Genomic DNA, 23,227 nt, shown 5'->3' with positions numbered 1-23,227 from the left:
CCGTTCGCGTTGTCAGCCAACCCGCATCGGCTTCAGCGCTTCGCTCCAGCGGAACAGCTCGTCCAGCATGGTTCTGGCCCCGCCGAGCACCTGCTCGCTGGGCAGGAAGGCGCCGGTCTCGTCGAGCAGCTTCTGGTACATCGGCAGCGCCACGCCTTCCGGAATCGGCATGACACCGACGGCGGTCAGCAACGGTTTGACCGCCTGCGCCGCTCGTAAGCCGCCGGAGACACCGCCGTAGCTGAGGATGGCGGCCGGCTTGTATCGCCATTCCCTGAGCAGGTAGTCGACCGCGTTGACGATCGCGGGAGCGGTGAAATAATTGTACTCCGGCGCCACGAAGACGAATGCGTCGGCGGCGTCGATTGCTTTCGACCAGGCTTTCGTGTGGCTGTTTTCGTATTTGCCGAGTCTCGGATGATGCGGCTCGTCCAGCACCGGCAGGTTGAATGCGGCGATGTCGGTGAGCACCGGCTCGAATTTGCCATGCTCGCGCGCAAAGCTCTCCAGCCACTTTGCGAAAGCGGGTCCGGCGCGGCCCGGCCGCGTGCTGCCGATGATGACGTTCAACTGGTGCTTCAAGGCAGGCTCCCGCCGGTTCTGACATCTGTGGTGCTGCCACCTAAGACACGCAGCCGGACACAGCAAGCAGGCACTTTCCGGTGCCCGGGTCACATTCCAGAGAGCGGATGCATCACCTTGTCGTCCGCTCACATGGACGCCTGCCTTGCCCGCCACTACATTGAGGTGTCAGCGGAGCAAGTCATGGACAGTCAGCCCGTCCCCTTCGTCCCGCCGGCGCCGAAGCCGCGCACCGCGCCGCCCTCGACGCTGGAGATGATCCGCATCGTCTACCGCAATCCGCTCGAACTGTGGGGCGAGCCGACCTACAACGAGCCCTGGATTTCGGTGACCGGCATCGGCGGGCCGCTGGTCATCGCCAACGACCCCGGTCTCATTCGCCACGTGCTGGTCGATAACGCCAAGAACTACAAGATGGCGACGGTTCGCCAGCTGATCCTGCGGCCGATCCTGCGCGACGGCTTGCTGACCGCCGAGGGCGAGGTGTGGAGGCGTTCACGCAAGGCCATGGCGCCGGTGTTCACGCCGCGCCATATCTTCGGTTTTGCCGAGCCGATGCTGAGGCGCACGCGGGAGTTCGTCACGCGCTACGAGGGCGGCGGCACGTTCGACATCGCTCACGACATGACGCTGCTTACCTTTGACATCCTGGCCGAGACGCTGTTTTCCGGTGAGATTTCAGGCGAGCCGGGCAGCTTTGCCAAGGAGATCGACCGCCTGTTCGAGACCATGGGTCGGGTCGATCCGCTCGACCTGTTGCGGGCACCCGATTGGCTGCCGCGTCTGACCCGCATCCGCGGCCGCAAGACCATGGCCTACTTCCGCAAGATCGTCACCGACACGGTGCAGATGCGCGAGGCGCGGTTGAAGCGTGATCCGGACACGGTGCCGCAGGATTTTCTCACGCTGCTGTTGAAAGCGGAGGGACCGGGCGGGCTGACCCGGGCCGAGGTCGAGGACAACATCATCACCTTTATCGGCGCCGGCCACGAGACTACGGCCAGGGCGCTCGGCTGGACGCTCTACTGCCTTGCCGAAGCGCCGTGGGAGCGCGAAAAGATCGAGCACGAGATCGATGCCGTGCTGGCGCGTGAGCCCGACCCGACGAAATGGCTCGACGCTATGCCGCTCACCCGTGCCGCCTTCGAAGAGGCGCTCAGGCTCTATCCGCCGGCGCCATCGATCAACCGCGAACCGATCGAGCCCGAAACCTGGAACGGCCTCTACATACCGCGACGTGCCGCGGTGCTGGTGATGCCGTGGGTCGTCCACCGCCATCGCAAGCTGTGGGACAGGCCCGACGCCTTCATGCCGGAACGCTTCCATCCGGGAAACCGCGAGAAGATCGACCGTTTCCAGTATTTGCCGTTCGGCGCCGGGCCTCGCGTCTGCATCGGCGCCAGCTTTGCCATGCAGGAGGCAATCATCGCGTTGGCGATCATGCTGTCGCGCTATCGTTTCGATACCACCGCGCAAACCCGCCCCTGGCCGGTGCAGAAGCTGACGACGCAGCCGCAAGGCGGGCTGCCTATGCAGGTTACCAGGCGCGCGGCGTAGGCAACCCGACGTCCGTTCGTGTTATGCGGCGGACTTGCGTTGGAACTGGCCGGCGGCGCGGTAGCGCCAGAGATAGCTGGGCAGGATGGTTCCGATCGACCGCGGCTGGATACCGAGGCCGGCGAGCGTCCTGTTGTCCTTGACGGCGGCATCCGACACCACATTGTGCTGGCGCAACAGCAGGACCTGGTCCTTGGTCAACAACGGATTGGGCAGCAGCCCGAGAATTGATGCCTGGAAGTTCGCCAGCCACCATGGCACGGGCAGCAAAAACCGCTTGCGTTCGATGATGACAAGCAGCTCTTGCATGCATTCCTTGAAGCTAAGCACCTGCGGCCCGCCGAGTTCATAGATCCGGCCGCCCTGGACCTTGCCGTCGACCGAGTGTGCCACCGCTTCGGCGACGTCGCCGACATAGACCGGCTGGAATTTCGTCTGCCCGCCGCCGATCAGCGGCAGCACTGGGGAAAAGCGAGCCATGTTTGCAAAGCGGTTGAAGAAACCGTCCTCCGGCCCGAAATTGATCGATGGCCGAAAGATCACGGCGTCCTGGACCGTCTCAAGAACGGCCTTTTCGCCGAGCGCCTTGGTACGCGCGTAGTCCGATTGCGCGTGGAGATCCGCACCCAGAGCCGAGATATGGGTGAGGCCGGCGCCGACGGCGCGCGCCGCTTCAGCGACAGCCCGCGCGCCGAACTCGTGGACGGCAGTGAATTTCTGCCGGCCGGCCTCATGCGCGATCGCCACCAGATTGACGACATGGTCCGCGCCTTGCACGGCGCGGTCGACCGACCAGCGCACCCGGACATTGGCTTGCACCGGCTGGATCTGCCCGACATTGCCGAGCGGCTGCAGGTGGCCGGCGAGATCGGGCCGGCGGCAGGCGACCCGGATGCGGTAGCCGCGCTTGGCCAGCGCCCGCACGACATGACGGCCGACAAAGCCGGAGCCGCCGAACACGACCACGAGCTTTGGGGTCTGCAGGATTTCGGTCATGGCTGGCTCCGGCGGCTATCCAGATGGCTTGGTTGAAGCCGTTTCATAGTCGGTTTCGCGCCAAAGGCAAAGGGCGACCATCGGTCGCCCGGCATTGTTGAAGCATGATTTCCAGTATCCGTTGGAAACGGCAGAAAACCCGCCGACGCCGGGCTTTAGGGTAACTCCATTCGGGACAGGAACCTTTGTTCCGGCCGGCGATTTTAGGATGTATGGTTTGATTCCGAATGGAGGATATTGCCGATGACGACAAAACGCGTTGCGATCTTCGCTCTGGCTTTCGCAACAGGCTGCAGCATTGGTGCCTCGGCATTCGCGGCAAACCGGCATCACCACCAAGCTCAACCCGAACGCTACGTTCCGGCCAACGGCAACATCATCGACATTCTGTTCGGTGGCCCGCGCTACTATGACAACCACCTGTTCACGACGGCCGCCGAACCCTGCTCCTACAACAGGGTAGGGCCGGACGCGAATGCGGCGAACGTCATCAACGATCATTATTGCGGGAAGTAGGCTCGCGCTGCCGGATCGGCAGGCGTTCTCAGCCGCTCATCGGACAAACGAATTTCTTCAGGACGAATAGCGGGCGGCGAATTCGGAAATGCGCTGCACCACGGCTTTCGGCGCGCTTATGCCGCGCGCCGCCGCCTTCTCCGCGGCCTCGGCCCGGGCACGCCCCGGCACATGCACGCCATAGCGCCGCCGCAGCCGGTCGAGTTGATCCTTCATCCGCTTTTCGAAGTCCGGATCGAGCAGCTTGGGCTCGAGGGCAAGCACGAAAAGGCCGGTCCCCGGACTGTCCGGCCCGCCGCTGAACCATGGCGCATCGAGCGACCAGTTGGCGCCCGACAGGCCCGCAGCCAGCACCTCGACCATCAGCGCGATGTTGGCGCCGCGCTGGCCGCCGAAGGCAAGCATGGCGCCCTTCATTGCAGCTGCCGGGTCCGTGGTCGGATTGCCGCTCGCATCCAGTGCCCAGCCTTCGGGTATCTTCTTGCCGTCCTCGGCCGCCTTGCGGATGTTGACGAAGGCGGTGGCGCTCGACGATTGGTCGATGACCAGCGCCGCCCCGTCCGCGGCGGGTGCCGCAAAGGACATCGGGTTGGTGCAGTAGACCGGCTTGACCGAGCCCGAGCCGGCAAGCACGGCCGGGCCGTTGGTGGCGGCGAACGACACCAATCCCTGCGCGGCCAGCCTTCCGGTGAAATAGCCGAGCGCGCCGCACGTATAGGCATTCTTCTGCGAAAAAATCGCGACGCCGAACAGCCGCGCCGCCTTGGCGAGTTCATCGATCGTGCGGTCGAAACCGGTATGCGCCAGTCCGCCGCGCGCATCGGAGAGATAGACCGCGAGCGCCGGCCTGGTGATCACCGGATCGGCGTTGCCGTCGATGCGGCCGGCTTCCAGCGCTTCGAGATAATCGATGAAGTGCGACAGCCCAACGGTCGACAGTCCTTCCGCCTCGGCCGCGACGATCGAGGCAGCCAGCGACTGCGCCGCCTCTTCGTTGGCGCCAGCGCCAAGTGCGGCCATCCGGCACAGCCCTGTCGCCTGGTCGAGACTGAGTTGCATTGTGATTGCCATGGATATCTGAGGGAATGGGTGAATAGTGAATGGTGAGTGGGACTTAGCCGGTAACACTACGGGCTACTCACTACTGACTATTCACCATTCACTATTCCCTAACCAACCTTGTTCGGAATCCGCGCCTCGATCTTGCCCAGGGTGAAGACGAGGATGCCGGTGATCGCCATATAGATCAACGCCAGGAGCAGCAAGGGTTCATAGGTGAGGTAGGTATCCTGACGCACCTTTGAAGAGACGGCGAATATATCGATCACGCTGATGGTCGCCACCAGCGGCGTCGATTTCAGCTGCAGCACGGTTTCGCCCGTCAGTGTCGGCAGCGCGCGGTAGAAGGCCTGCGGCAGCCAGATTCGCTGGAAAATCCTCCAGCGGCTCATGCCGAAGGCGCGGGCGGCTTCCAATTGGCCTTTCGGCACGCCGGCGAAAGCGCCTCGCATCACCTCGCCCTCATAACCAGCGAAGGACAGCGTCAGCCCGAGGACGCCATAGGGCCATGCCTGCCTCAGATAGGGCCACATCCAGGACTCGCGAATCCATGGATATTGTGGAAACAGCGAGCCCAGCCCGTAATAGAGCAACCAGAGCTGCAGCAGCAGCGGCGTCCCTCTGATGACGGTGCAGAAGACCTTGGCGGGTGCCGCGAACCAGAACGAGCCGGCAGCCTGCGCCAGACCGAGCGGCACGGCGAGCAGGAAACCCAGCGTGCAAGTGACGGCGAGAATCCACAGCGCGCGCCAGATGCCGAGCAATCCCATCCCGTAATATTTCGGCAGCCAGTCCCAGCGCATGAAGACGGCCGCCGCCAAAACCAGCCCCAGCGCGATCAGGATCAGCGCGATACGATGCGGCTTCAGCCACAGCGAAGCGCGTGCGGCTATCTCGACGGCCGCTTCGCCAGTCATCGCCGGGCCTCCTTGAGCGACGGCATGCCGCGGCGGGCCCATGTCTCGATGCGGCCGATGATCAGATTCGAAACCAGCGTCAACAGAAGGTAGATCGCGCCGGCGGCGATAAAGAATGTCAGATAGGCTTTGGTCACGCCGGCCGCCTGCCGTGTCGCCAATGTCAGCTCGAAAAAGCCGACGACCGCCAGCAGGGCTGTGTCCTTGGTGGCGATCAGCCAGAGATTGGCAAGGCCGGGTATGGCGAACGGCAGCATCGCCGGCAGCGTGATGCGCCGCAGCAGCAGGCCGGGAGACATGCCATAGGCGCGCGCGGCTTCGATCTGGCCCTGCGGAATGGCGAGGATCGCCCCGCGGATCACCTCGGTCGAATAGGCGCCCTGGACGAAGCCGAGCACGGCAATGCCGGCCGCCAGCCCGCTAATGTCCATGCGCTGATAGCCCATTGCCGTCAGCATCTGATTGATCAGGTCGGTGCCGGCGTAATAGAGCAGAAGGATCAGCACCAGCTCCGGCACGGCGCGCACGACTGTCGTATAGACTGCCAGGAGATCTCGCACCACCGGACCACCATACAGCTTGCCGGAGGCGCCGCCGATGCCGATCAAAAGGCCGAGACAGGTGGCGCCGACCGCGATCTCGATCGTATGGAGCAGCCCGACGATGAGCGTTCCACCCCAGCCCGGCGGCGTGGGCGAGAGAAGCGCGATGGCAGAGGCGGCCCAAGCCGGAACAAATGCGTCGATCAGCGTCGCCCTCGAATTGCTGGCGCTAAAACCGCCGGCGATCTCCGCCCGCGGAAGCACGCGTCGATGGATTTCGACTAACCACGCGGCTCTATCGGGGCCGCGTGGTTAATCGCTCATGGATGAGGTCGTCAGTTCGACTGCGTGTCGGCGCCGTAAATGTCAAAGTCGAAGTACTTCTTCGAAATCTCGTCATATTTGCCATTGGCGCGGATGGCCTTGATGCCGGCGTTGATCTTTTCCTTCAACTCGGTGTCTTCCTTGCGGACGCCGGCGCCGACGCCGGGCCCGAGAATGGCCAGATCCGGCGCGACCATGCCCTTCAGATCGCAGCATTGCTTGCCCTGGTCCGATTTCAGGAAGGCGTCGAGGGCAATGGAATCGGCCTGCACCGCGTCGACCCGGCCGGCGGCAAGATCCTGGTTGGCCTCGTCCTGGGTCTGGTATTCCTTGATTTCCGCCGCGTCGGCGAAGTGCTTCTTGGCGTAGTCGGCGTGTACGGTCGAGACTTGGACGCCGATGATCTTGCCCTTGAGGTCCTCCGGTGTTGAGCCGAACTTCTGGTCCTTCGGCCCGATGATCGCAGTCGGGGTGTTGTAATATTTGTCCGAGAAGGCGATCGTCTTCTCGCGCTCGGCGGTGATCGACATCGAGGCGGCGATAAGATCGATCTTCTTGGTCGTCAGCGCCGGAATGATGCCGTCCCAGGCGACGGGGGTGATGACGCAGTCGAGCTTCTCCTCGGCGCAGACGGCATCGATGAATTCGATCTCCCAGCCGACCCATTTGCCGGAAGCGTCCGGCGAGGCGAAGGGCGGATAGGGTTCGGCGGCGACGCCGATCTTGACCGGATCGGCCTTGGCCACGCCCATCGCGGCAACGCCGAGCAGCAGCGCTGCGGCAAAGGTCTTGAGAATAATCTTCATCGTCATGACTCCCAGTTTTGTTGTTGTTCCCGGTTTTCGTCCGCCCACAGTTTAACTGACGTTGCGGATGAACTGCTTCAGCCTTTCGGATTTCGGCGCGCCGAAGATCTGTTCCGGCGGCCCTTCTTCCTCGACCAGCCCGTTGTGGAGGTAGACGACATGCGTCGCGACCTCGCGGGCAAACTTCATCTCATGGGTGACCAGCACCATAGTGCGGCCTTCGCGCGCCAGGTCGCCGATCACCTTCAGCACCTCGCCGACCAGCTCCGGGTCGAGCGCCGAGGTCGGCTCGTCGAACAGCATGACGCGCGGGTTGATCGCCAACGCCCTGGCAATCGCGGCGCGCTGCTGTTGGCCGCCTGACAGATAGGCGGGATAGACGTCGCGTTTTTCGGCCAGGCCGACGCGGGCGAGCAATTGTTCCGCCTCGCCGATCGCCACATCGCGCTTGACGCCGAGCACATGCACGGGAACCTCGATGACGTTCTCGATCAACGTCATGTGGCTCCACAGATTGAAGTTCTGGAAGACCATGCCGAGCTTGGAGCGGATGCGTTCGATCTGCTTGCGGTCGGCGGGTACGGTGTGGCCGTAGCTGTCGGCCTTCAGCTTTATCTCTTCGCCATTGACCCGGATGATGCCGCTGGTCGGGTTCTCCAGGCAGTTGATGCAGCGCAGCAGCGTCGATTTGCCCGAGCCGCTGCCGCCGATGATGGCGATCACCTCGCCATCGCGCGCCGACAGCGAAACGCCCTTCAATACATGCAGCTTGCCGAAATTCTTGTGCAGGTTCTCGACGTGGATGGCTTCGGCAGCGCCGTTCTGCGCCGTATGCTTCAGGGCGGTGGCCGGCGCTGTCATCGTCGCGGCGCCCCGCGGAGCAGCCGAGGCAGTCCTTGCTGGAATTTTTTACCCATTACCCGTCACTGGACAGCGTTCCGATTCTCAAGATGGACCGTTCCGCTTGCCTCCGTCAACCGCAGTTTTTGGACCATTGATCACGGCCTGCCGAGTGGCTATTGGCAGGAGGGGCGCGTTTCAGGAGAATTTAGTGGGCAAAGCATACGGGTCGCAGTCGATGGCCGGGCCGCTGCAGCGCGTGCTGATGCGCTCCGCCGCCAGCGCCATGCGTCGGGCCGAAGCGCTGGAGTGGCACTATGGCCCCGGCTTCGATCCACAAAAAGCGGCGGCCCAGCATGATGCGCTGGCCAGGCTGATTTCTGTCTCAGGCGCCGATATCGAATGGCTGAGCGACGCCGATGACGGGCTTGCCGATTCGGTCTTTACCCACGATCCGTCGCTGATGACCGACCATGGCGCGGTCATCCTTGCCATGGGCAAGGCGCTGCGCCGGCGAGAGCCCGGCCTGCACGAGGCAGCCTATGGGCGCATGGGCATCCCCGTCCTCGGCCGAATCGAGGCTCCCGGCCAGGTCGAGGGCGGCGACTGCGTGTGGGTGGATGCAAACACGCTGGCCATCGGCCGCGGCGTGCGCACCAATCAGCACGGCATCCAGCAGCTCTCCAACCTGCTTTCGCCCAAGGGCATCCAGGTCTATGGCTTCGACCTGCCGCTCTGGCAGGGCGAGGAGGCCTGCCTGCACCTGATGTCGGTGATCAGCCCGCTCGCCGACGATCTGGCGCTGGTCTATGCGCCCCTCCTGCCGGTCGCCTTCCATCAGATGCTGCGCGAACGTGGCATTCGGCTGGTCGACGGCGATGCCGACGAATTCTTCGCCTCGAATGGGCTCAGCCTCAATGTCCTGCCGACCGCGCCGCGCCAGGTTATCGCCGTTGCCGGTTTTCCGAAGACGGCGGCTGCCATGCAGGCCGCTGGCTGTACGGTCTCGACATTCGAGGCCGATGCGCTGTGCATTGCCTGCGAGGGCGGCCCGACCTGCCTCACACGCCCGGTGCTAAGACAATGACGACCATTGGCGAAGCGCTCATCACCTTGCTCGAAGCGCACGGCGTCGACATCGTCTTCGGCATCCCCGGCGTGCACACGGTCGAGCTCTACCGCGGGCTGGCGCGGTCGAAGATCCGTCACATCACGCCGCGCCACGAGCAGGGCGCCGGCTTCATGGCTGACGGCTATGCGCGCGCCAGCGGCAGGCCGGGTATCGCCTTCGTCATCACCGGGCCGGGGCTGACCAACACCATCACCGCCATGGGCCAGGCGCGCGCCGATTCGGTGCCGATGCTGGTAATCTCGGGCGTCAACGCCACACCGACGCTGGGCAAAGGCCTTGGCCATCTGCATGAACTGCCGGACCAGCGCGGCATGATGGAGAAGGTGGCGCTGTTTTCGCACCGTGTCACCGAGGCCGGCGAACTGCCCGGCGTGCTCGCCCGCGCCTTTGCGCTGTTCTCATCCTCGCGTCCGGGTCCGGTGCACATCGAGATCCCGACCGATGTCATGAGCCTGCCTGCCAACGGCATCGTGCCGCTGCTGCGGAGTTCAGCGCCGCCCGAGCCGGATGTGGCGGCGATTGCCGAGGCGGCAAGGCTATGCGCGTCTGCCCGCCGGCCGCTTATCCTGGCCGGCGGCGGCGCCAAAGCGGCCGAAGCGCCGTTGCAGCACCTGGCCGAGAGGCTGGGAGCGCCGGTCGTCCAGACCGCCAATGCGCGCGGCCTGCTCTATCGTCATCCACTTGGCGTGCCGGCCAGCCCCAGCCTGAAGGCGGTGCGTGCGCTGATCGCCGATGCCGACCTGGTCATTGCCGCCGGCACCGAATTCGGTCCGACCGACTATGATGGCTATGGCGACGGCGGTTTTGTCCTGCCCGCCAACCTGATCCGCATCGACATCGGCGCCGACCAGCTTGCCCGCCGGCCTGCGCGGATTTCGATCCAGGCCGATTGCGGAGCGGCGCTCAAGGCGCTGCTTGCCGAAATCGGCACGCACGAGACGCCATTGGATGATGGTTCAGCCCGCGCCGCCGCGACGCGGCAGGCGGCCTTTGCCGAGATCGGCCCGGCCATGCAGGCGCAATTGCGAGCCGTCGAGACGATCCGCGATGCGCTGCCTGGCGCGATCATCGTCGGCGATTCGACCCAGCCGGTCTACGCCGCCAACCTCTATTACGATCACGACCGGCCGGGCGGCTGGTTCAACGCGGCCACCGGCTTCGGCGCGCTCGGCTATGGCCCGCCGGCGGCGATCGGTGCCGTCCTTGCCAGGCCTGAGGCGCCGGTCGTTTGCCTCACCGGCGACGGCGGCTTCCAGTTCACCCTGCCGGAACTGGGCGCCGCGCTCGACGCGGCGGCGCCGGTGATCGTCGCCGTCTGGAACAATCGTGGCTACCGCGAGATCGAAACCTCGATGCTCGACGTCGGCGTCGAGCCGGTCGGCGTCTCCCCGGCACCGCCGGATTTCTGCAAATTGGCCGAAGCCTACGGCATTGCCGCCGAGCGGATTTCTGGCACTGGCGGCTTGGCGGACGCGCTCGGGCGCGCGCGGGCGACTGGACGACCTTACGTCATCGAGATTTCGGTTGAGTGATCGCGCGAAAGGCGCGACCTTCCGCATCGGCGGCGCGCAATGACGGAGCGGTCGAATATGACGGAAACACTGGACGGCAGACATATCGTGGTGACCGGCGGCACCGGTGCCCTTGGCGGCGCGGTCGTAGGAAAACTGCTGGAGCAGGGCGCGATCTGCCATGTGCCCAATGCCCACGCTGCCGCGCCTGCGCATTTTCCCTTTCCGGCGCATGACCGCGTCAGGCTGGCGCACAATGTCGACCTTGCCGACCCTGCCAAGGTCGACGCCTTCTATGCCAGCGTTCCGAATTTATGGGCATCGGTGCATCTGGCCGGCGGCTTCACCGCCGCGCCGGTCGAGAAGATCGAGCCCGCCTCCTTCGCCGAGATGATGGACACCAATGCCCGCACCACCTTCCTGTGCTGCCGCGCGGCGATACGCTCGATGCTGGAATCTTCCGTGCCGGGCCGCATCGTCAATGTCACCGCGCGAGCCGGGCTCGATCCGCGGCGCGGCTCCGGCAAGGTGGCCTACGCCGCCGCCAAGGCGGCAGTCGCCGCGATGACCGTGGCGATAGCCGAAGAGCTGAAGGGCAACGGCATCCTGGTCAACGCCGTGGCGCCCTCGACGCTCGACACGCCGGCCAACCGGGCTGACATGCCGAACGCAGATTTCAGCAGATGGGTCAGCCTTGAAGCGGCCGCCGAGGCCATTGCCTATCTCGCCTCGCCGGCCAACATGGCGATCAGCGGCACGCTGGTGCCACTCTACGGCCGGGCCTGAGCCTGCGGTCCGTCGCAAGCAAAAGGTCACAAGCAAAAGCCCCGCCGGATCGTTCCGGCGGGGCTTTTGTTTCGTTTATAACCCGCGCGAGGCGCGGTGTTGGCTTAGCTGCCCTGCTTCTTCAGCGCGGCACCCAAAATATCGCCCAGCGAAGCGCCGGAGTCGGTCGAACCGTATTGGGCGACCGCTTCCTTCTCTTCGGCGATTTCCAGGGCCTTGATCGAGACCTGCAGCTTGCGGGTCTTCTTGTCGAAGGCGATGACGCGGGCGTCGACTTTCTGGCCGACGGTGAAGCGCTCGGGGCGCTGCTCGTCGCGGTCACGGCTGAGATCGGAGCGCTTGATGAAGGTCTCGATGCCGCTGTCGACCAGCCGCACTTCCAGACCGCCATCCTTCACGCCGATAACCTCGCAGGTGACGACTGCGTTCTTGCGCAGTTCGCCTGACGTCGCTGCTTCGCCGACCGTGTCCTTGGCCAGCTGCTTGATGCCGAGCGAGATGCGCTCCTTGTCTATGTCGACGTCGAGCACCTGCGCCTTGACCATGTCGCCGCGATTGTACTCTTCGATCACCTGCTCGCCCGGACGGGTCCAGTCGAGGTCGGAAAGGTGGACCATGCCGTCGACGTCGCCTTCGAGGCCGATGAACAGGCCGAACTCGGTCTTGTTCTTGACCTCGCCCTCAACCTGGCTGCCGACCGGGTGGCTGCGCGCGAAGGCCTCCCACGGGTTCTCCAGCGTCTGCTTGAGGCCGAGCGAGATGCGGCGCTTGGCCGGATCGACTTCGAGCACCACCACGTCGACTTCCTGCGTCGTCGACAGGATCTTGCCGGGATGCACGTTCTTCTTGGTCCACGACATTTCCGAAACGTGGATGAGGCCTTCGATGCCCGGCTCCAGCTCGACGAACGCGCCGTAGTCGGTGATGTTGGTGACGGTACCCTTGATCTTCTTGCCGATCGGGAACTTGGTGCCGATCTCGGACCACGGATCGCTCTCGAGCTGCTTCATGCCGAGCGAGATGCGGTGGGTTTCCTGGTTGATGCGGATGATCTGCACCTTGACCGTCTGGCCAATATTGAGGATTTCGGTCGGATGGTTGACGCGGCGCCATGCCATGTCGGTGACGTGCAGAAGGCCGTCGATGCCGCCGAGGTCGACGAACGCACCATAGTCGGTGATGTTCTTGACGACGCCTTCGACCACCTGGCCTTCTTCGAGGTTCTGCACGATTTCCGAACGCTGTTCGGCGCGGCTTTCCTCGAGCACGGTGCGGCGCGACACCACGATGTTGCCGCGGCGGCGATCCATCTTGAGGATCTCGAAGGGCTGCGGGTTGTGCATCAGCGGCGAGACGTCGCGGATCGGGCGGATGTCGACCTGGCTGCGCGGCAGGAAGGCCACGGCACCGTCGAGGTCGACGGTGAAGCCGCCCTTGACCTGGTTGAAGATGACGCCTTCGACGCGTTCGCCCTTGGTGAACTTCTCTTCGAGACGGACCCAGCTCTCTTCGCGGCGGGCCTTTTCGCGCGACAGCATGGCTTCGCCAAGCGCGTTCTCGATACGCTCGACATAGACCTCGACCGTGTCGCCGACCTTGAGCGTCGTGTCCTTGCCCTTGACGCCGAATTCCTTCAGCGGCACGCGGCCTTCGACCTTGAGGCCGACGTCGATGATGGCCATGTCCTTCTCAATGGCGGTGATGATGCCCTTGACGACCTGGCCTTCGCCGGAATGGCCGGCGGAAAATGATTCTTCGAGCAGGCTCGCGAAATCATCGCGAGTGGGATTTGCAACTGACATAGTTTCTCCTGGAATGCCCCGCAATCTGTCGCGGGGCGGGCGCCGTGGGTTAGCGTTGCGTTGGCCTGCCAGCGTTCCGGGCAAAAAGCCCTTGGCCGCCCTTGAGCGGCAATTCCGGCGCATGAAGAATGCTGGCAGGCTGGTTCATACCCGATATGGGAAGTCTTTTTGTCGCCGGCAATCGGCGGCGGCAGGAAAACCCGGCTCAGGCTTCGTTTCTCTTGGCCAGGACATCGTCGATGATCGCCTGAGCTGCCAGAAACGCGGCTTCTATAGCCATTTCCGACGTGTCGAGCAAGTGCGCATCGGCGGCCGGCTTCAAGGGCGAGTCCATGCGGCCCATGTCGCGCTCGTCGCGGCGCACGATATCGGCAAGGATTTCATCGAAATTAGCGGTGCCGCCGATGCTCTCGATTTCATCCAGCCGCCGCTTTGCCCGCACTTCGGCACTGGCCGTGACATAGAGCTTCACGTCGGCATTGGGACAGACGACAGTGCCGATGTCGCGGCCGTCGAGCACCGCGCCAGGCGGTGTTCTTGCGAATGCACGCTGCTTGTCGACCAGGATGCGCCGTACCGACGGGATGACAGCCACTTTCGAGGCAGCCTCTCCGACGGCGTGTGCCGCCAGCACCGTCCGGTCGAGCTTTGCCAGATCGACCTGCCGGGCCGCGGTTTCAGCGGCCGAAACATTGTCGAGCGGCAGGCCGAGCCGGAGCAGCGCATGCGCCACCGCGCGATAGGTAAGGCCGGTGTCGAGCAGGTTCAGCCGGTAGTGATCGGCGAGTCGCCGAGCGAGGGTGCCTTTGCCGGCGCCGGCAGGTCCGTCGATGGCGATGGTGAAAGTTGAGGTCATTGGCCGCCCACCGGAATCGAAAAGCGCAATGATCCAGATAGGCGTGGCGATCCTTCGCGCCCCCCTCTGTCCTGCCGGACATCTCCCCCACTTGGGGGGAGATCGGCGGCCATCGCGGCTTTCGCCAATTGTCTACGTCGCAGGATTAAGCGGAGCGCCGAAGCTGCCAATCTCTCTCCTTGTGGGGGAGATGTCCGGCAGGACAGAGGGGGGCGCTGTCCCGCCGACGTTCCAGTTTGGCCCCAACCCCCAAGGCTATTGATTGCCATCAAGCTACTCGATCTTCGCGCCGAGCCCCTTCATCAGGCCCATGAACTCCGGAAAACTCGTCGCGATCATCGCCTGGTCGTCGATGGTCACCGGCTTTTCCGTTGCCAGCCCCATAACCAGAAAACTCATGGCGATGCGGTGGTCGAGATGGGTCTGGACGATGGTGCCCTGTCCGTTGGGGTGTTGGCCGAGGCCCTTGCCGCCGGGTTTTCCGCGCACGACAAGCGAGGCCCCGCCTTCGCTGCAATCGACGCCGTTGAGCTTCAGCCCTTCGGCCACTGCCGACAGCCGGTCGGATTCCTTCACGCGCAGCTCTTCCAGGCCAAGCATCAGCGTTTCGCCCTCGGCAAAGCTGGCCGCCACGGCAAGCACCGGATACTCGTCGATCATCGTCGGCGCCCGTTCCGGCGGTACGGTGACGCCTTTCAGCTCGGAATAGCGTACGCGCAGGTCGGCGACGTCCTCGCCACCTTCGTTGCGCGGATCGATTATGTCGATCCAGGCGCCCATTTCCTGCAGCGTCAACAGAAGTCCAATGCGGGTCGGGTTCATCAGCACGTTTTCGATGGTAATGTCCGAACCCGGCACGATCAGCGCCGCCACCAGCGGAAAGCCGGCCGAGGAGGGGTCGCCAGGCACCGCGATCGTCTGCCCCATGAGCTTGCCCTGGCCTTCGATGAAAATGTGGCGCACGCCGCGCTCGTCGGTCTCGACCGACAAATTGGCGCCGAACCCCTTGAGCATTTTTTCGGTATGGTCGCGCGTCATAACCGGCTCGATTACGGTGGTGATGCCCGGCGTGTTCAGCCCGGCCAGCAGCACCGCCGACTTGACCTGCGCCGATGCCATCGGCACGCGGTAGGTGATCGGCGCGGCGTGCTTGGGCCCGTGCAGCGTGATCGGCATGCGGTCGCCGGGCGTCGCCTTCAGCACCTGCACGCCCATCTGGCGGAGCGGTTCGAGCACCCGGCCCATCGGCCGGCCCGACAGCGAGGCGTCGCCGATGAAGGTGGTTTCCATGTCATAGGTGCCGACCAGGCCCATGGTGAGGCGTGAGCCCGTGCCGGCATTGCCGAAATCGAGCGGGCCTTCCGGCTGCAGCAGCGCGCCGTTGCCGGTACCGCGGATCACCCACTCAGCGCCATGCTTCTCGATATGGGCGCCCATGGCCTTCATGGCAGCGCCCGTACGCATCACGTCCTCGCCTTCCAGCAGCCCGGTGATACGGGTTTCGCCGGAGGCCAGGCCACCGAACATGAACGAGCGGTGCGAGATCGACTTGTCGCCCGGCACCCGTGCCGCGCCTGAAAGGCCAGATGATTTGCGGGCGGTGGCCTGCTTCGGGGCGGCAGTGTGCGACATGGTTCTTTCCTGGAAACGCCGGCGGCCGGCCATTTTCTGCTGGTTTGCGGGGTCTCCTATCATGGCGTACCGAAATGGTCATCCCCTTGGTATGAAGGCCTTCGAATTCAAGCTTTTTGGGACGCCGGCTTTTCGCTTTGACAGCGCCGTAAACTCTGGTTAAGGGGACCAAACTTTCATCGACGAGGCTTGCTGTGGCAAAACCCGAACTTGGCACCAAACGCATCGACCCGGAGACGGGTCGAAAATTCTATGACTTGAACAAGGACCCGATCGTCTCGCCTTACACGGGCAAGAGCTATCCGCGCTCCTATTTCGAGGAAGGCAAGATCGCCGCCCTCGAGGAGGAAGAGGAAGTTGCCGAGAAGGAAGTGGACGCCGAGGAGGAAGAGGGCGTCGAGGTCGTCTCGCTCGAAGAGGCGGACGAGGACGCGAAGGCCGACGAGCTTCCCGATCTCGGCGATGACGAAGACGACGTTGACCTTGGCGATGACGAGGATGACACGTTCCTCGCCGACGAGGAGGAAGAAGACGACGACGTTGCCGACATGATCGGCGTCGGCGAAGACGACGACGAAGTCTGAGCGAACCGCATTCGCCGGCTTTCGCGGCGCTGCCTAGAAAAAGCGGTTCTTGAAGGCTTGATATTGACTGAAGGCGGGGTTAGAAGCCGCCTTCACTAACGGCGCGGTCTAGAACCCGCGCCGGATCTCTTCGCCGGAAACGGCGCCGGTGAACTGCCGGAGTGGGGCCATAGCTCAGTTGGGAGAGCGCTTGAATGGCATTCAAGAGGTCGTCGGTTCGATTCCGATTGGCTCCACCAGTTCTCTCCGCGAAAATCAGCAGAACGCCCGCCCGTCCGGGCTGGCCGCCGCCTATCGCAGAACCCAGCTGAGACTAGTGTAATCGGCCGCTCTACTAGGGCTCGCCGATCCATTCAGAAGTAATGAGCCCGTGCCCGGTCTGTGCATGTTTCTGGCTGTGGTTTGAACCGCGAGCACCGGTCTGGACCAGGCAGCGGGCTGAAATGACGGCTGAGCAAAACGCCGTTACTTGTTGCAGTTCTGCATATCCGACGTCATGGCGCCGCTGGGGGTATTGTTGTCGGTATCGCTGCTCGCCGTATCCTTACAGCGGTCCTCCATACCGTTTGTCTGCGGCGTGGTGGCGCTCGTTGCGTTCGGATCGATCGTGTTCGGGGTAGTTGCGCTGCCAGTCCCGGTGTTGCCGCCGGAAGTGCCTGTGTTGACGCCGGTATTGGGGTCGTTACCGGTCCCGGAGCCCATGGATTGTGCCATGGCAGATGTGGCCAGGCCGATAGCAAGTAGGGATGCAGAGAGAATTTTCATCATCTTAGTGTCTCCATCGAGTTGCATCGCTCTATCGCGATCTATACCAACGAGAGTTTTTTCGAGATGTTCCGTTGGGCAGAAATATTGATCGATACAATCATTATGGATCTTTGTTGCTCGTCGTTTCGTGAATGCGGCTGCGAAATTCCTGCCGCATAGCGGCAATTTCGTCTGGAACCAAATCGAGCATGCCGCGTTCTTGCGCTTGCGGGGAGTTGTGTCGGCCGCAGGGGACAGTTTCACCAGGACATTCAAGAAATCCGTGAGCTGGGAGGGGCGCTGTGAGCGTGCTTGCATCCACAAGGCAATTGGACCACCGTCAAATACTGAACGCGCTGAAGGCTTTTCGGAGCGGTGACTTCTCCGTTCGCATCGACAATATCTATTCTGGCCTCGATTCGGAGATCGCCGACACCTTCAACGAAATCGTCGAGCTCAACGATCAGGTCACGCGCGAGTTTGAGCGCCTCAGCAAGGTCGTCGGCAAGGATGGCCGGATCGGCGAACGCGGCCGTGTCCGCAACGCCACCGGCAGTTGGGAATCGAGCGTCCGTTCCGTCAACGATCTGATCGAGGACATGGTTCAGCCGACGGCCGAAGTGGCGCGCGTCATCGGCGCGGTGGCCAAGGGTGACCTGTCGCAGACGATGATGGTCGAAATCGACGGCCGGCAGCTGCGCGGCGAGTTTCTGCGGATCGGCAAGATCGTCAACACCATGGTCGGGCAACTGGCCTCCTTCGCCTCGGAAGTGACGCGCGTGGCGCGCGAGGTCGGCACCGAAGGCAAGCTCGGCGGCCAGGCCCGCGTGAAAGGTGTGGCCGGGACCTGGAAGGACCTGACCGACAACGTCAACGCGATGGCGACGAACCTGACCGGGCAGGTGCGCAACATCGCCGAGGTGACGACCGCCGTCGCTTCCGGCGACCTGTCGAAGAAGATTACCGTCGACGTGAAAGGCGAAATCCTCGAACTCAAGAACACCATCAACACGATGGTCGACCAGCTCAATTCCTTCGCCTCGGAAGTGACGCGCGTCGCGCGCGAAGTCGGTACAGAAGGCAAGCTCGGCGGCCAGGCGCGCGTCGAAGGTGTCGGCGGCACCTGGAAGGACCTGACCGACAACGTCAACCTGATGGCCGAGAACCTGACCGGCCAGGTGCGCAATATAGCCGAGGTGACGACGGCTGTGGCGCTTGGCGACCTGTCGAAGAAAATCACGGTCGACGTCAAGGGCGAGATCCTCGAACTGAAATCGACCATCAACACCATGGTCGACCAGCTGAACTCATTTGCCGGCGAGGTGACGCGTGTCGCCCGCGAAGTCGGCACCGAGGGCAAGCTCGGCGGCCAGGCTCAGGTGCGCGGCGTCGCCGGCACCTGGAAGGACCTGACCGACAACGTCAATTCGATGGCCGAGAACCTGACCGGCCAGGTCCGCAACATCGCCGAGGTGACGACCGCCGTCGCTTCGGGCGACTTGTCGAAGAAGATCACTGTCGCCGTGCAGGGCGAAATCCTCGAGCTCAAGGACACCATCAACACGATGGTCGACCAGCTCAATTCCTTCGCTTCGGAAGTGACGCGTGTGGCGCGCGAGGTCGGAACCGAAGGCAAGCTCGGCGGCCAGGCCGAGGTGAAAGGGGTCGGCGGCACCTGGAAAGACCTGACCGATAACGTCAACCTGATGGCCGCCAACCTGACCGGCCAGGTCCGCAACATCGCCGAGGTGACGACCGCCGTTGCCCGCGGCGACCTGTCGAAGAAGATCACCGTCGACGTCAAGGGCGAAATCCTGGAGCTCAAGGACACCGTCAACACGATGGTCGATCAGCTCAATTCCTTCGCCTCGGAAGTGACGCGTGTGGCGCGCGAAGTGGGGTCGGAAGGCAAGCTCGGCGGCCAGGCGCATGTCGAGGGCGTCGGCGGCACCTGGAAGGACCTGACCGACAACGTCAATGCCATGGCCGGCAATCTGACAGTGCAGTTGCGCGACGTCTCCAAGGTGGCGACGGCAATTGCGACCGGCGATTTGACCCAGAAGATCACCGTCGATGCATTGGGCGAGATCCTGCAGATCAAGGACGTCATCAATACGATGGTCGACCAACTGAATTCCTTCGCTTCCGAGGTGACGCGCGTGGCGCGTGAGGTCGGTTCGGACGGCAAGCTCGGCGGCCAGGCGCAGGTGCGCGGCGTTGCCGGCACCTGGAAAGACTTGACCGACAATGTCAATGCGATGGCTGCCAACCTGACCGGCCAGGTGCGCAACATCGCCGAGGTGACGACTGCGGTGGCGCTGGGCGACCTGTCGAAGAAGATCACGGTCGATGTGCGCGGCGAGATCCTCGAGCTCAAGGACACCATCAATACGATGGTCGACCAGCTGAATTCCTTTGCCTCGGAGGTGACGCGCGTTGCGCGCGAGGTCGGCACCGAAGGCAAGCTCGGCGGACAGGCGCAGGTGCGCGGCGTTGCCGGCACCTGGAAGGATCTGACCGACAATGTGAATTCGATGGCCGAGAACCTGACCGGCCAGGTCCGTAACATCGCCGAGGTGACCACCGCTGTGGCGCGCGGCGACCTGTCGAAGAAGATCACCGTCGACGTCAAGGGCGAGATCCTGGAGCTGAAATCGACGATCAACACCATGGTCGACCAGCTGAACTCCTTTGCCGGCGAAGTGACGCGTGTCGCCCGCGAGGTCGGCACCGAGGGCAAGCTCGGCGGCCAGGCGCGGGTCGAGGGCGTTGCCGGCACCTGGAAGGACCTGACCGACAACGTCAACCTGATGGCTACGAACCTGACCAACCAGGTGCGCGGCATCGCCGATGTCGTGACCGCGGTCGCGCAAGGCAATCTCAAGCGCAAGCTGACGGTCGATGCCAAGGGCGAGATCGCCTCGCTCGCCGACACCATCAACGGCATGATCGAGACGCTGGCGACCTTCGCCGACCAGGTGACCAACGTCGCCCGCGAAGTGGGCATCGAAGGCAAGCTCGGCGGCCAGGCCCGGGTGCCCGGCGCTGCCGGCCTTTGGCGCGACCTGACCGACAACGTCAATCAGCTCGCGGCCAACCTGACCACCCAGGTGCGCGCCATCGCCGAGGTGTCGACGGCGGTGACCAAGGGCGATCTGACCCGCTCGATCAGCGTCCAGGCCTCCGGCGAGGTGGCGGCGCTGAAAGACAACATCAACGAGATGATCCGCAATTTGAAGGACCAGACGCTGAAGAATGCCGAGCAGGACTGGCTGAAGACCAATCTCGCCCGCTTCTCGCGCATGCTGCAGGGCGAGCGCGACCTGGCCACGATCTCGCGCCTCATCATGTCCGAACTCGCCCCGCTGGTGAATGCGCAATATGGCGTGTTCTATGTGACCAACCGCGACGAGGATGAATTCTATCTGGAGCTCGCCGCCTCCTATGGCGCCGAAAGCAAGGCGGAAATCAAGCAACGCCTCGATCTGCGTGAAGGGCTTGTCGGGCAGAGTGCCGCCGACAAGCGCGCCATCATGCTGGACAATGTGCCGCCGAATTTCCTGCGCGTTACCTCCGGCCTTGGCAATGCCGCGCCGGCGAACGTGATCATTCTTCCGGCTCTGTTCGAGGACGAGGTGAAGGCCGTCATCGAACTCGCCTCGTTCAGCGAATTCCGCGACACGCACCAGTCGTTCCTCAACCAGCTGATGGAATCCGTCGGCATCGTTCTCAACACCATCGCCGCCACCATGCGCACCGAAGGCCTGCTCAAGCAGTCGCAGCTGCTGACCTCGGAATTGCAGGCGCGTCAGACCGAACTGACCAAGAAGCAGGAGGAGCTGCACGCCACCAATGAGGAGCTGCAGGAAAAGGCGCAGCTGCTCGAGAACGAAAAGAAGCAGGTGGAGAACAAGAACCTGGAAATCGAGATGGCGCGGCGGGCGCTGGAGGAGAAAGCCGAGCAGCTGGCGCTTACCTCGAAATACAAGTCGGAATTCCTCGCCAATATGAGCCACGAACTGCGCACGCCGCTGAACTCGCTGCTCATCCTTTCAAACCTGCTCGCAACCAACCAGCAGGGCAATCTCAACGACAAGCAGGTCGAGTTCGCGCGCACCATCAATTCGGCCGGCACCGACCTTTTGAGCCTCATCAACGACATCCTCGACCTGTCGAAGATCGAATCGGGCACCGTCTCGATCGATATCAATGATATGCCCGTGGTGCATCTTCGCCAGCATATGGAGCGAACCTTCCGGCAGCTGGCGACCGACAAGGGACTTGGCTTCACCATCAATGTCGACCCCGAGCTTCCGGAGACCGTCCGCACCGACGAGAAGCGCTTGCAGCAGATCGTGCTCAATCTTTTGTCGAACGCCTTCAAGTTCACCTCGCAAGGCGAGGTCCGCTTGAATTTCCGGGCCGAAAAGACGGGCCGTCACAACGGCTCGGCGCAACCGATGGAGGCGCTCGCGATCGTGGTCAGCGATACCGGCATCGGTATTCCGCAGGACAAGCAGAAGCTGATTTTCGAAGCCTTCCAGCAGGCCGACGGCACCACCAGCCGCAAATATGGCGGCACCGGGCTTGGGCTCTCGATCAGCCGGGAGATTGCCCGGCTGCTCGGCGGCGAATTGCGGGTCGAGAGCACGCCGGGCAAGGGTTCGACGTTCACTCTGGTCATTCCATTCGACGGACCCCGGATGGCCTTGGCCCCGCAAGCGGCGTTGCTGCCGGCGATGGAGGTGGCCGCGAGGACAGCGCAGCCGAGCCCGCCGTCCTCCGAATTGCTCGATGACCGCGACACGATCTCGTCGGAAGATCGGGTCGTGCTGATCGTCGAGGACGACCCGACCTTCGGCGGTTTGCTGCTCGGCCTTGCACGTTCGGCCGGGCTGAAAGGCGTCCTGTCGACCGCGGGCTCCGGCACGCTGGCTTTGGCACGCAAGCTGGTTCCCGACGCGATTACGCTCGATCTCGGACTATCGGATATCGACGGCTGGGTGTTGTTCGATCTGCTTCGCCATGACCCGAAAACCAAGGACATTCCCGTTCATGTCATCTCGGGCGCCGAAGACATCGAGGTGCTTGCCCGCAAGGGTGCATCCAGCATTTCAACCAAGCCCGTATCGTCGGACGAACTGATGAAGGTCTTCCAGGATATTCATTCCAGAAAGCTCCGCGTCCAGAGCCGCGTCCTGATTGCCGATCCCGATCCCGAGCGCCGCCTTTCGCTGATCGAGGCGATCCGCGACGGCGTCACCTCGGTTACGGCCATCGGCCGCGTCGCGGCGAATGCGGACGAAATCGGCATCGCCAACTATGATGCCGTTGTGCTCGGCTTTGGCCGCTCGGCCAAGGACAACGCCCAGATGCTGGATGAGATTGCCGTCCTGTTCGGGCAGTCGGTGTCGCGACTGCTGTTCTTTGCGCCTCATCCGGAAGCGCTGCAACAGTCGCTCGCCTTGCATCCGGCATTGGCGGATGTTCCGCGGGCGGAGAATTTCGCGCAGCTGGCTCTCCTGATGTCGGCAACACTCCCCGGGCGAGGCCACGAAAACGATGGTGCGGCAGCCGAACAGCCGGACAAATTCGACCTCGCCGACGCAAAGGTCCTCATCGTCGACGACGACATCCGCAACATCTATTCGCTCACCAGCGTTCTCGAGACCTATGACATCCAGGTGCTGCATGCGGAGCGCGGCCGGGAAGGTATCGCGCTTCTGGAGCAGAGCCCCGATATCGATGCGGCACTGATCGATATCATGATGCCGGAAATGGATGGCTACGAGACGATGCGGCAGATCCGCAGCATGCCGGCGATCGCCCATATCCCGTTGATCTCGGTCACAGCCAAGGCAATGAAGGGCGACCGGCAGAAGTGCCTCGACGCCGGCGCCTCCGACTACATCGCCAAGCCTGTCGACCTCGATCTGCTGTTGGCATTGCTGCGTGTCTGGATCGGCCGTTCGCGATCCCGTGTCCATGGTCCGGAAAAGACGCTCATGGCAGTGAACTGACGGCCGCTCGATGCAGAA

Annotated in this window: 18 protein-coding genes and 1 tRNA gene; 8 read left to right on the top strand and 11 right to left on the bottom strand. The window is 63.4% G+C overall.

Annotated elements, in window-relative coordinates; genetic code table 11:
* Positions 1 to 12: 12 nt before the first annotated feature.
* The gene (locus NKJ91_RS05265) at positions 13 to 582 is read right to left on the bottom strand and encodes an NADPH-dependent FMN reductase (RefSeq protein WP_352454723.1); all 570 of its coding nucleotides are present in this window, start codon (positions 580 to 582) and stop codon (positions 13 to 15) included.
* A 183-nt stretch (positions 583 to 765) separates the two neighbouring features.
* On the opposite strand from NKJ91_RS05265, the gene NKJ91_RS05260 reads away from it, so the two are divergent.
* Positions 766 to 2,139, top strand: a complete 1,374-nt coding sequence (locus NKJ91_RS05260; protein WP_352454722.1) for a cytochrome P450 — start codon at positions 766 to 768, stop codon at positions 2,137 to 2,139.
* A gap of 21 nt (positions 2,140 to 2,160) precedes the next feature.
* Here NKJ91_RS05260 and NKJ91_RS05255 read toward each other — a convergent pair whose 3' ends face one another.
* Positions 2,161 to 3,135 carry a complex I NDUFA9 subunit family protein gene (locus NKJ91_RS05255; RefSeq protein WP_352454721.1) on the bottom strand — a complete coding sequence of 325 codons (975 nt, stop codon included), beginning with the start codon at positions 3,133 to 3,135 and terminating at the stop codon, positions 2,161 to 2,163.
* A gap of 243 nt (positions 3,136 to 3,378) precedes the next feature.
* Between NKJ91_RS05255 and NKJ91_RS05250 the strand changes: the two genes are divergently transcribed.
* Complete coding sequence (locus NKJ91_RS05250; RefSeq protein WP_352454720.1) at positions 3,379 to 3,651, top strand: hypothetical protein; 273 nt, start codon at positions 3,379 to 3,381, stop codon at positions 3,649 to 3,651.
* 57 nt (positions 3,652 to 3,708) lie between these two features.
* Here NKJ91_RS05250 and NKJ91_RS05245 read toward each other — a convergent pair whose 3' ends face one another.
* The 5 genes from NKJ91_RS05245 to NKJ91_RS05225 all read right to left on the bottom strand — a co-directional run bounded on the left by NKJ91_RS05245 (position 3,709) and on the right by NKJ91_RS05225 (position 8,160).
* Positions 3,709 to 4,710 (bottom strand): Ldh family oxidoreductase, encoded by a 1,002-nt coding sequence (locus tag NKJ91_RS05245; protein ID WP_352454719.1) that lies wholly within the window; start codon positions 4,708 to 4,710, stop codon positions 3,709 to 3,711.
* Positions 4,711 to 4,820: 110 nt separating this feature from the next.
* Positions 4,821 to 5,627: an ABC transporter permease gene (locus tag NKJ91_RS05240; protein ID WP_352454718.1), complete on the bottom strand. Its 807-nt coding sequence runs from the start codon at positions 5,625 to 5,627 to the stop codon at positions 4,821 to 4,823.
* Positions 5,624 to 6,292, bottom strand: coding sequence for an ABC transporter permease (locus NKJ91_RS05235; RefSeq protein WP_352454836.1), 669 nt, complete (start codon positions 6,290 to 6,292; stop codon positions 5,624 to 5,626). Before NKJ91_RS05235 ends, NKJ91_RS05240 begins: the two co-directional genes overlap by 4 nt.
* Before the next feature lie 212 nt (positions 6,293 to 6,504).
* Positions 6,505 to 7,299, bottom strand: a complete 795-nt coding sequence (locus tag NKJ91_RS05230) for a transporter substrate-binding domain-containing protein (RefSeq protein ID WP_023676273.1) — start codon at positions 7,297 to 7,299, stop codon at positions 6,505 to 6,507.
* Positions 7,300 to 7,350: 51 nt separating this feature from the next.
* On the bottom strand, positions 7,351 to 8,160 hold the full coding sequence (locus tag NKJ91_RS05225) for an ABC transporter ATP-binding protein (protein WP_352454717.1): 810 nt from the start codon (positions 8,158 to 8,160) through the stop codon (positions 7,351 to 7,353).
* 217 nt (positions 8,161 to 8,377) lie between these two features.
* Between NKJ91_RS05225 and NKJ91_RS05220 the strand changes: the two genes are divergently transcribed.
* Genes NKJ91_RS05220 through NKJ91_RS05210 form a run of 3 tightly spaced genes read left to right on the top strand, consistent with a single transcriptional unit; the run spans position 8,378 to position 11,568 of the window.
* Positions 8,378 to 9,226, top strand: a complete 849-nt coding sequence (locus NKJ91_RS05220; protein WP_352454835.1) for a dimethylarginine dimethylaminohydrolase family protein — start codon at positions 8,378 to 8,380, stop codon at positions 9,224 to 9,226.
* Complete coding sequence (locus NKJ91_RS05215; protein WP_352454716.1) at positions 9,223 to 10,803, top strand: 5-guanidino-2-oxopentanoate decarboxylase; 1,581 nt, start codon at positions 9,223 to 9,225, stop codon at positions 10,801 to 10,803. Before NKJ91_RS05220 ends, NKJ91_RS05215 begins: the two co-directional genes overlap by 4 nt.
* Positions 10,804 to 10,860: 57 nt before the next feature.
* Positions 10,861 to 11,568, top strand: a complete 708-nt coding sequence (locus NKJ91_RS05210) for an SDR family NAD(P)-dependent oxidoreductase (RefSeq protein ID WP_352453685.1) — start codon at positions 10,861 to 10,863, stop codon at positions 11,566 to 11,568.
* Between the two features lie 104 nt (positions 11,569 to 11,672).
* On the opposite strand, the gene rpsA is transcribed toward NKJ91_RS05210, so the two are convergent.
* The 3 genes from rpsA to aroA form a co-directional block, all read right to left on the bottom strand.
* Positions 11,673 to 13,370 carry a 30S ribosomal protein S1 gene (gene rpsA, locus NKJ91_RS05205; RefSeq protein WP_023676278.1) on the bottom strand — a complete coding sequence of 566 codons (1,698 nt, stop codon included), beginning with the start codon at positions 13,368 to 13,370 and terminating at the stop codon, positions 11,673 to 11,675.
* 205 nt (positions 13,371 to 13,575) lie between these two features.
* Positions 13,576 to 14,226 (bottom strand): (d)CMP kinase, encoded by a 651-nt coding sequence (gene cmk, locus NKJ91_RS05200; protein WP_352448426.1) that lies wholly within the window; start codon positions 14,224 to 14,226, stop codon positions 13,576 to 13,578.
* A gap of 273 nt (positions 14,227 to 14,499) precedes the next feature.
* A complete protein-coding gene (gene aroA / locus NKJ91_RS05195) occupies positions 14,500 to 15,858 on the bottom strand; it encodes a 3-phosphoshikimate 1-carboxyvinyltransferase (protein WP_352448427.1) in 1,359 nt (452 codons plus the stop codon).
* A gap of 194 nt (positions 15,859 to 16,052) precedes the next feature.
* Here aroA and NKJ91_RS05190 point away from each other — a divergent pair, with 194 nt between their 5' ends.
* Both NKJ91_RS05190 and NKJ91_RS05185 read left to right on the top strand, forming a co-directional pair.
* Complete coding sequence (locus NKJ91_RS05190; protein ID WP_023676282.1) at positions 16,053 to 16,442, top strand: TIGR02300 family protein; 390 nt, start codon at positions 16,053 to 16,055, stop codon at positions 16,440 to 16,442.
* A gap of 163 nt (positions 16,443 to 16,605) precedes the next feature.
* Positions 16,606 to 16,681 (top strand) — tRNA-Ala (locus NKJ91_RS05185).
* Between the two features lie 226 nt (positions 16,682 to 16,907).
* On the opposite strand, the gene NKJ91_RS05180 is transcribed toward NKJ91_RS05185, so the two are convergent.
* Positions 16,908 to 17,453, bottom strand: coding sequence for a hypothetical protein (locus NKJ91_RS05180; protein WP_352454715.1), 546 nt, complete (start codon positions 17,451 to 17,453; stop codon positions 16,908 to 16,910).
* A 44-nt stretch (positions 17,454 to 17,497) separates the two neighbouring features.
* On the opposite strand from NKJ91_RS05180, the gene NKJ91_RS05175 reads away from it, so the two are divergent.
* The gene (locus tag NKJ91_RS05175) at positions 17,498 to 23,209 is read left to right on the top strand and encodes a HAMP domain-containing protein (protein WP_352454834.1); all 5,712 of its coding nucleotides are present in this window, start codon (positions 17,498 to 17,500) and stop codon (positions 23,207 to 23,209) included.
* Positions 23,210 to 23,227: the final 18 nt, after the last annotated feature.

The sequence above is a fragment of the Mesorhizobium sp. M0040 genome, from assembly GCF_040323505.1.
Classification (GTDB): Bacteria; Pseudomonadota; Alphaproteobacteria; order Rhizobiales; family Rhizobiaceae; genus Mesorhizobium.
The sequence above is the reverse complement of the archived record's forward strand: the minus strand, read 5'-3'. Positions and strand labels throughout refer to the sequence as shown.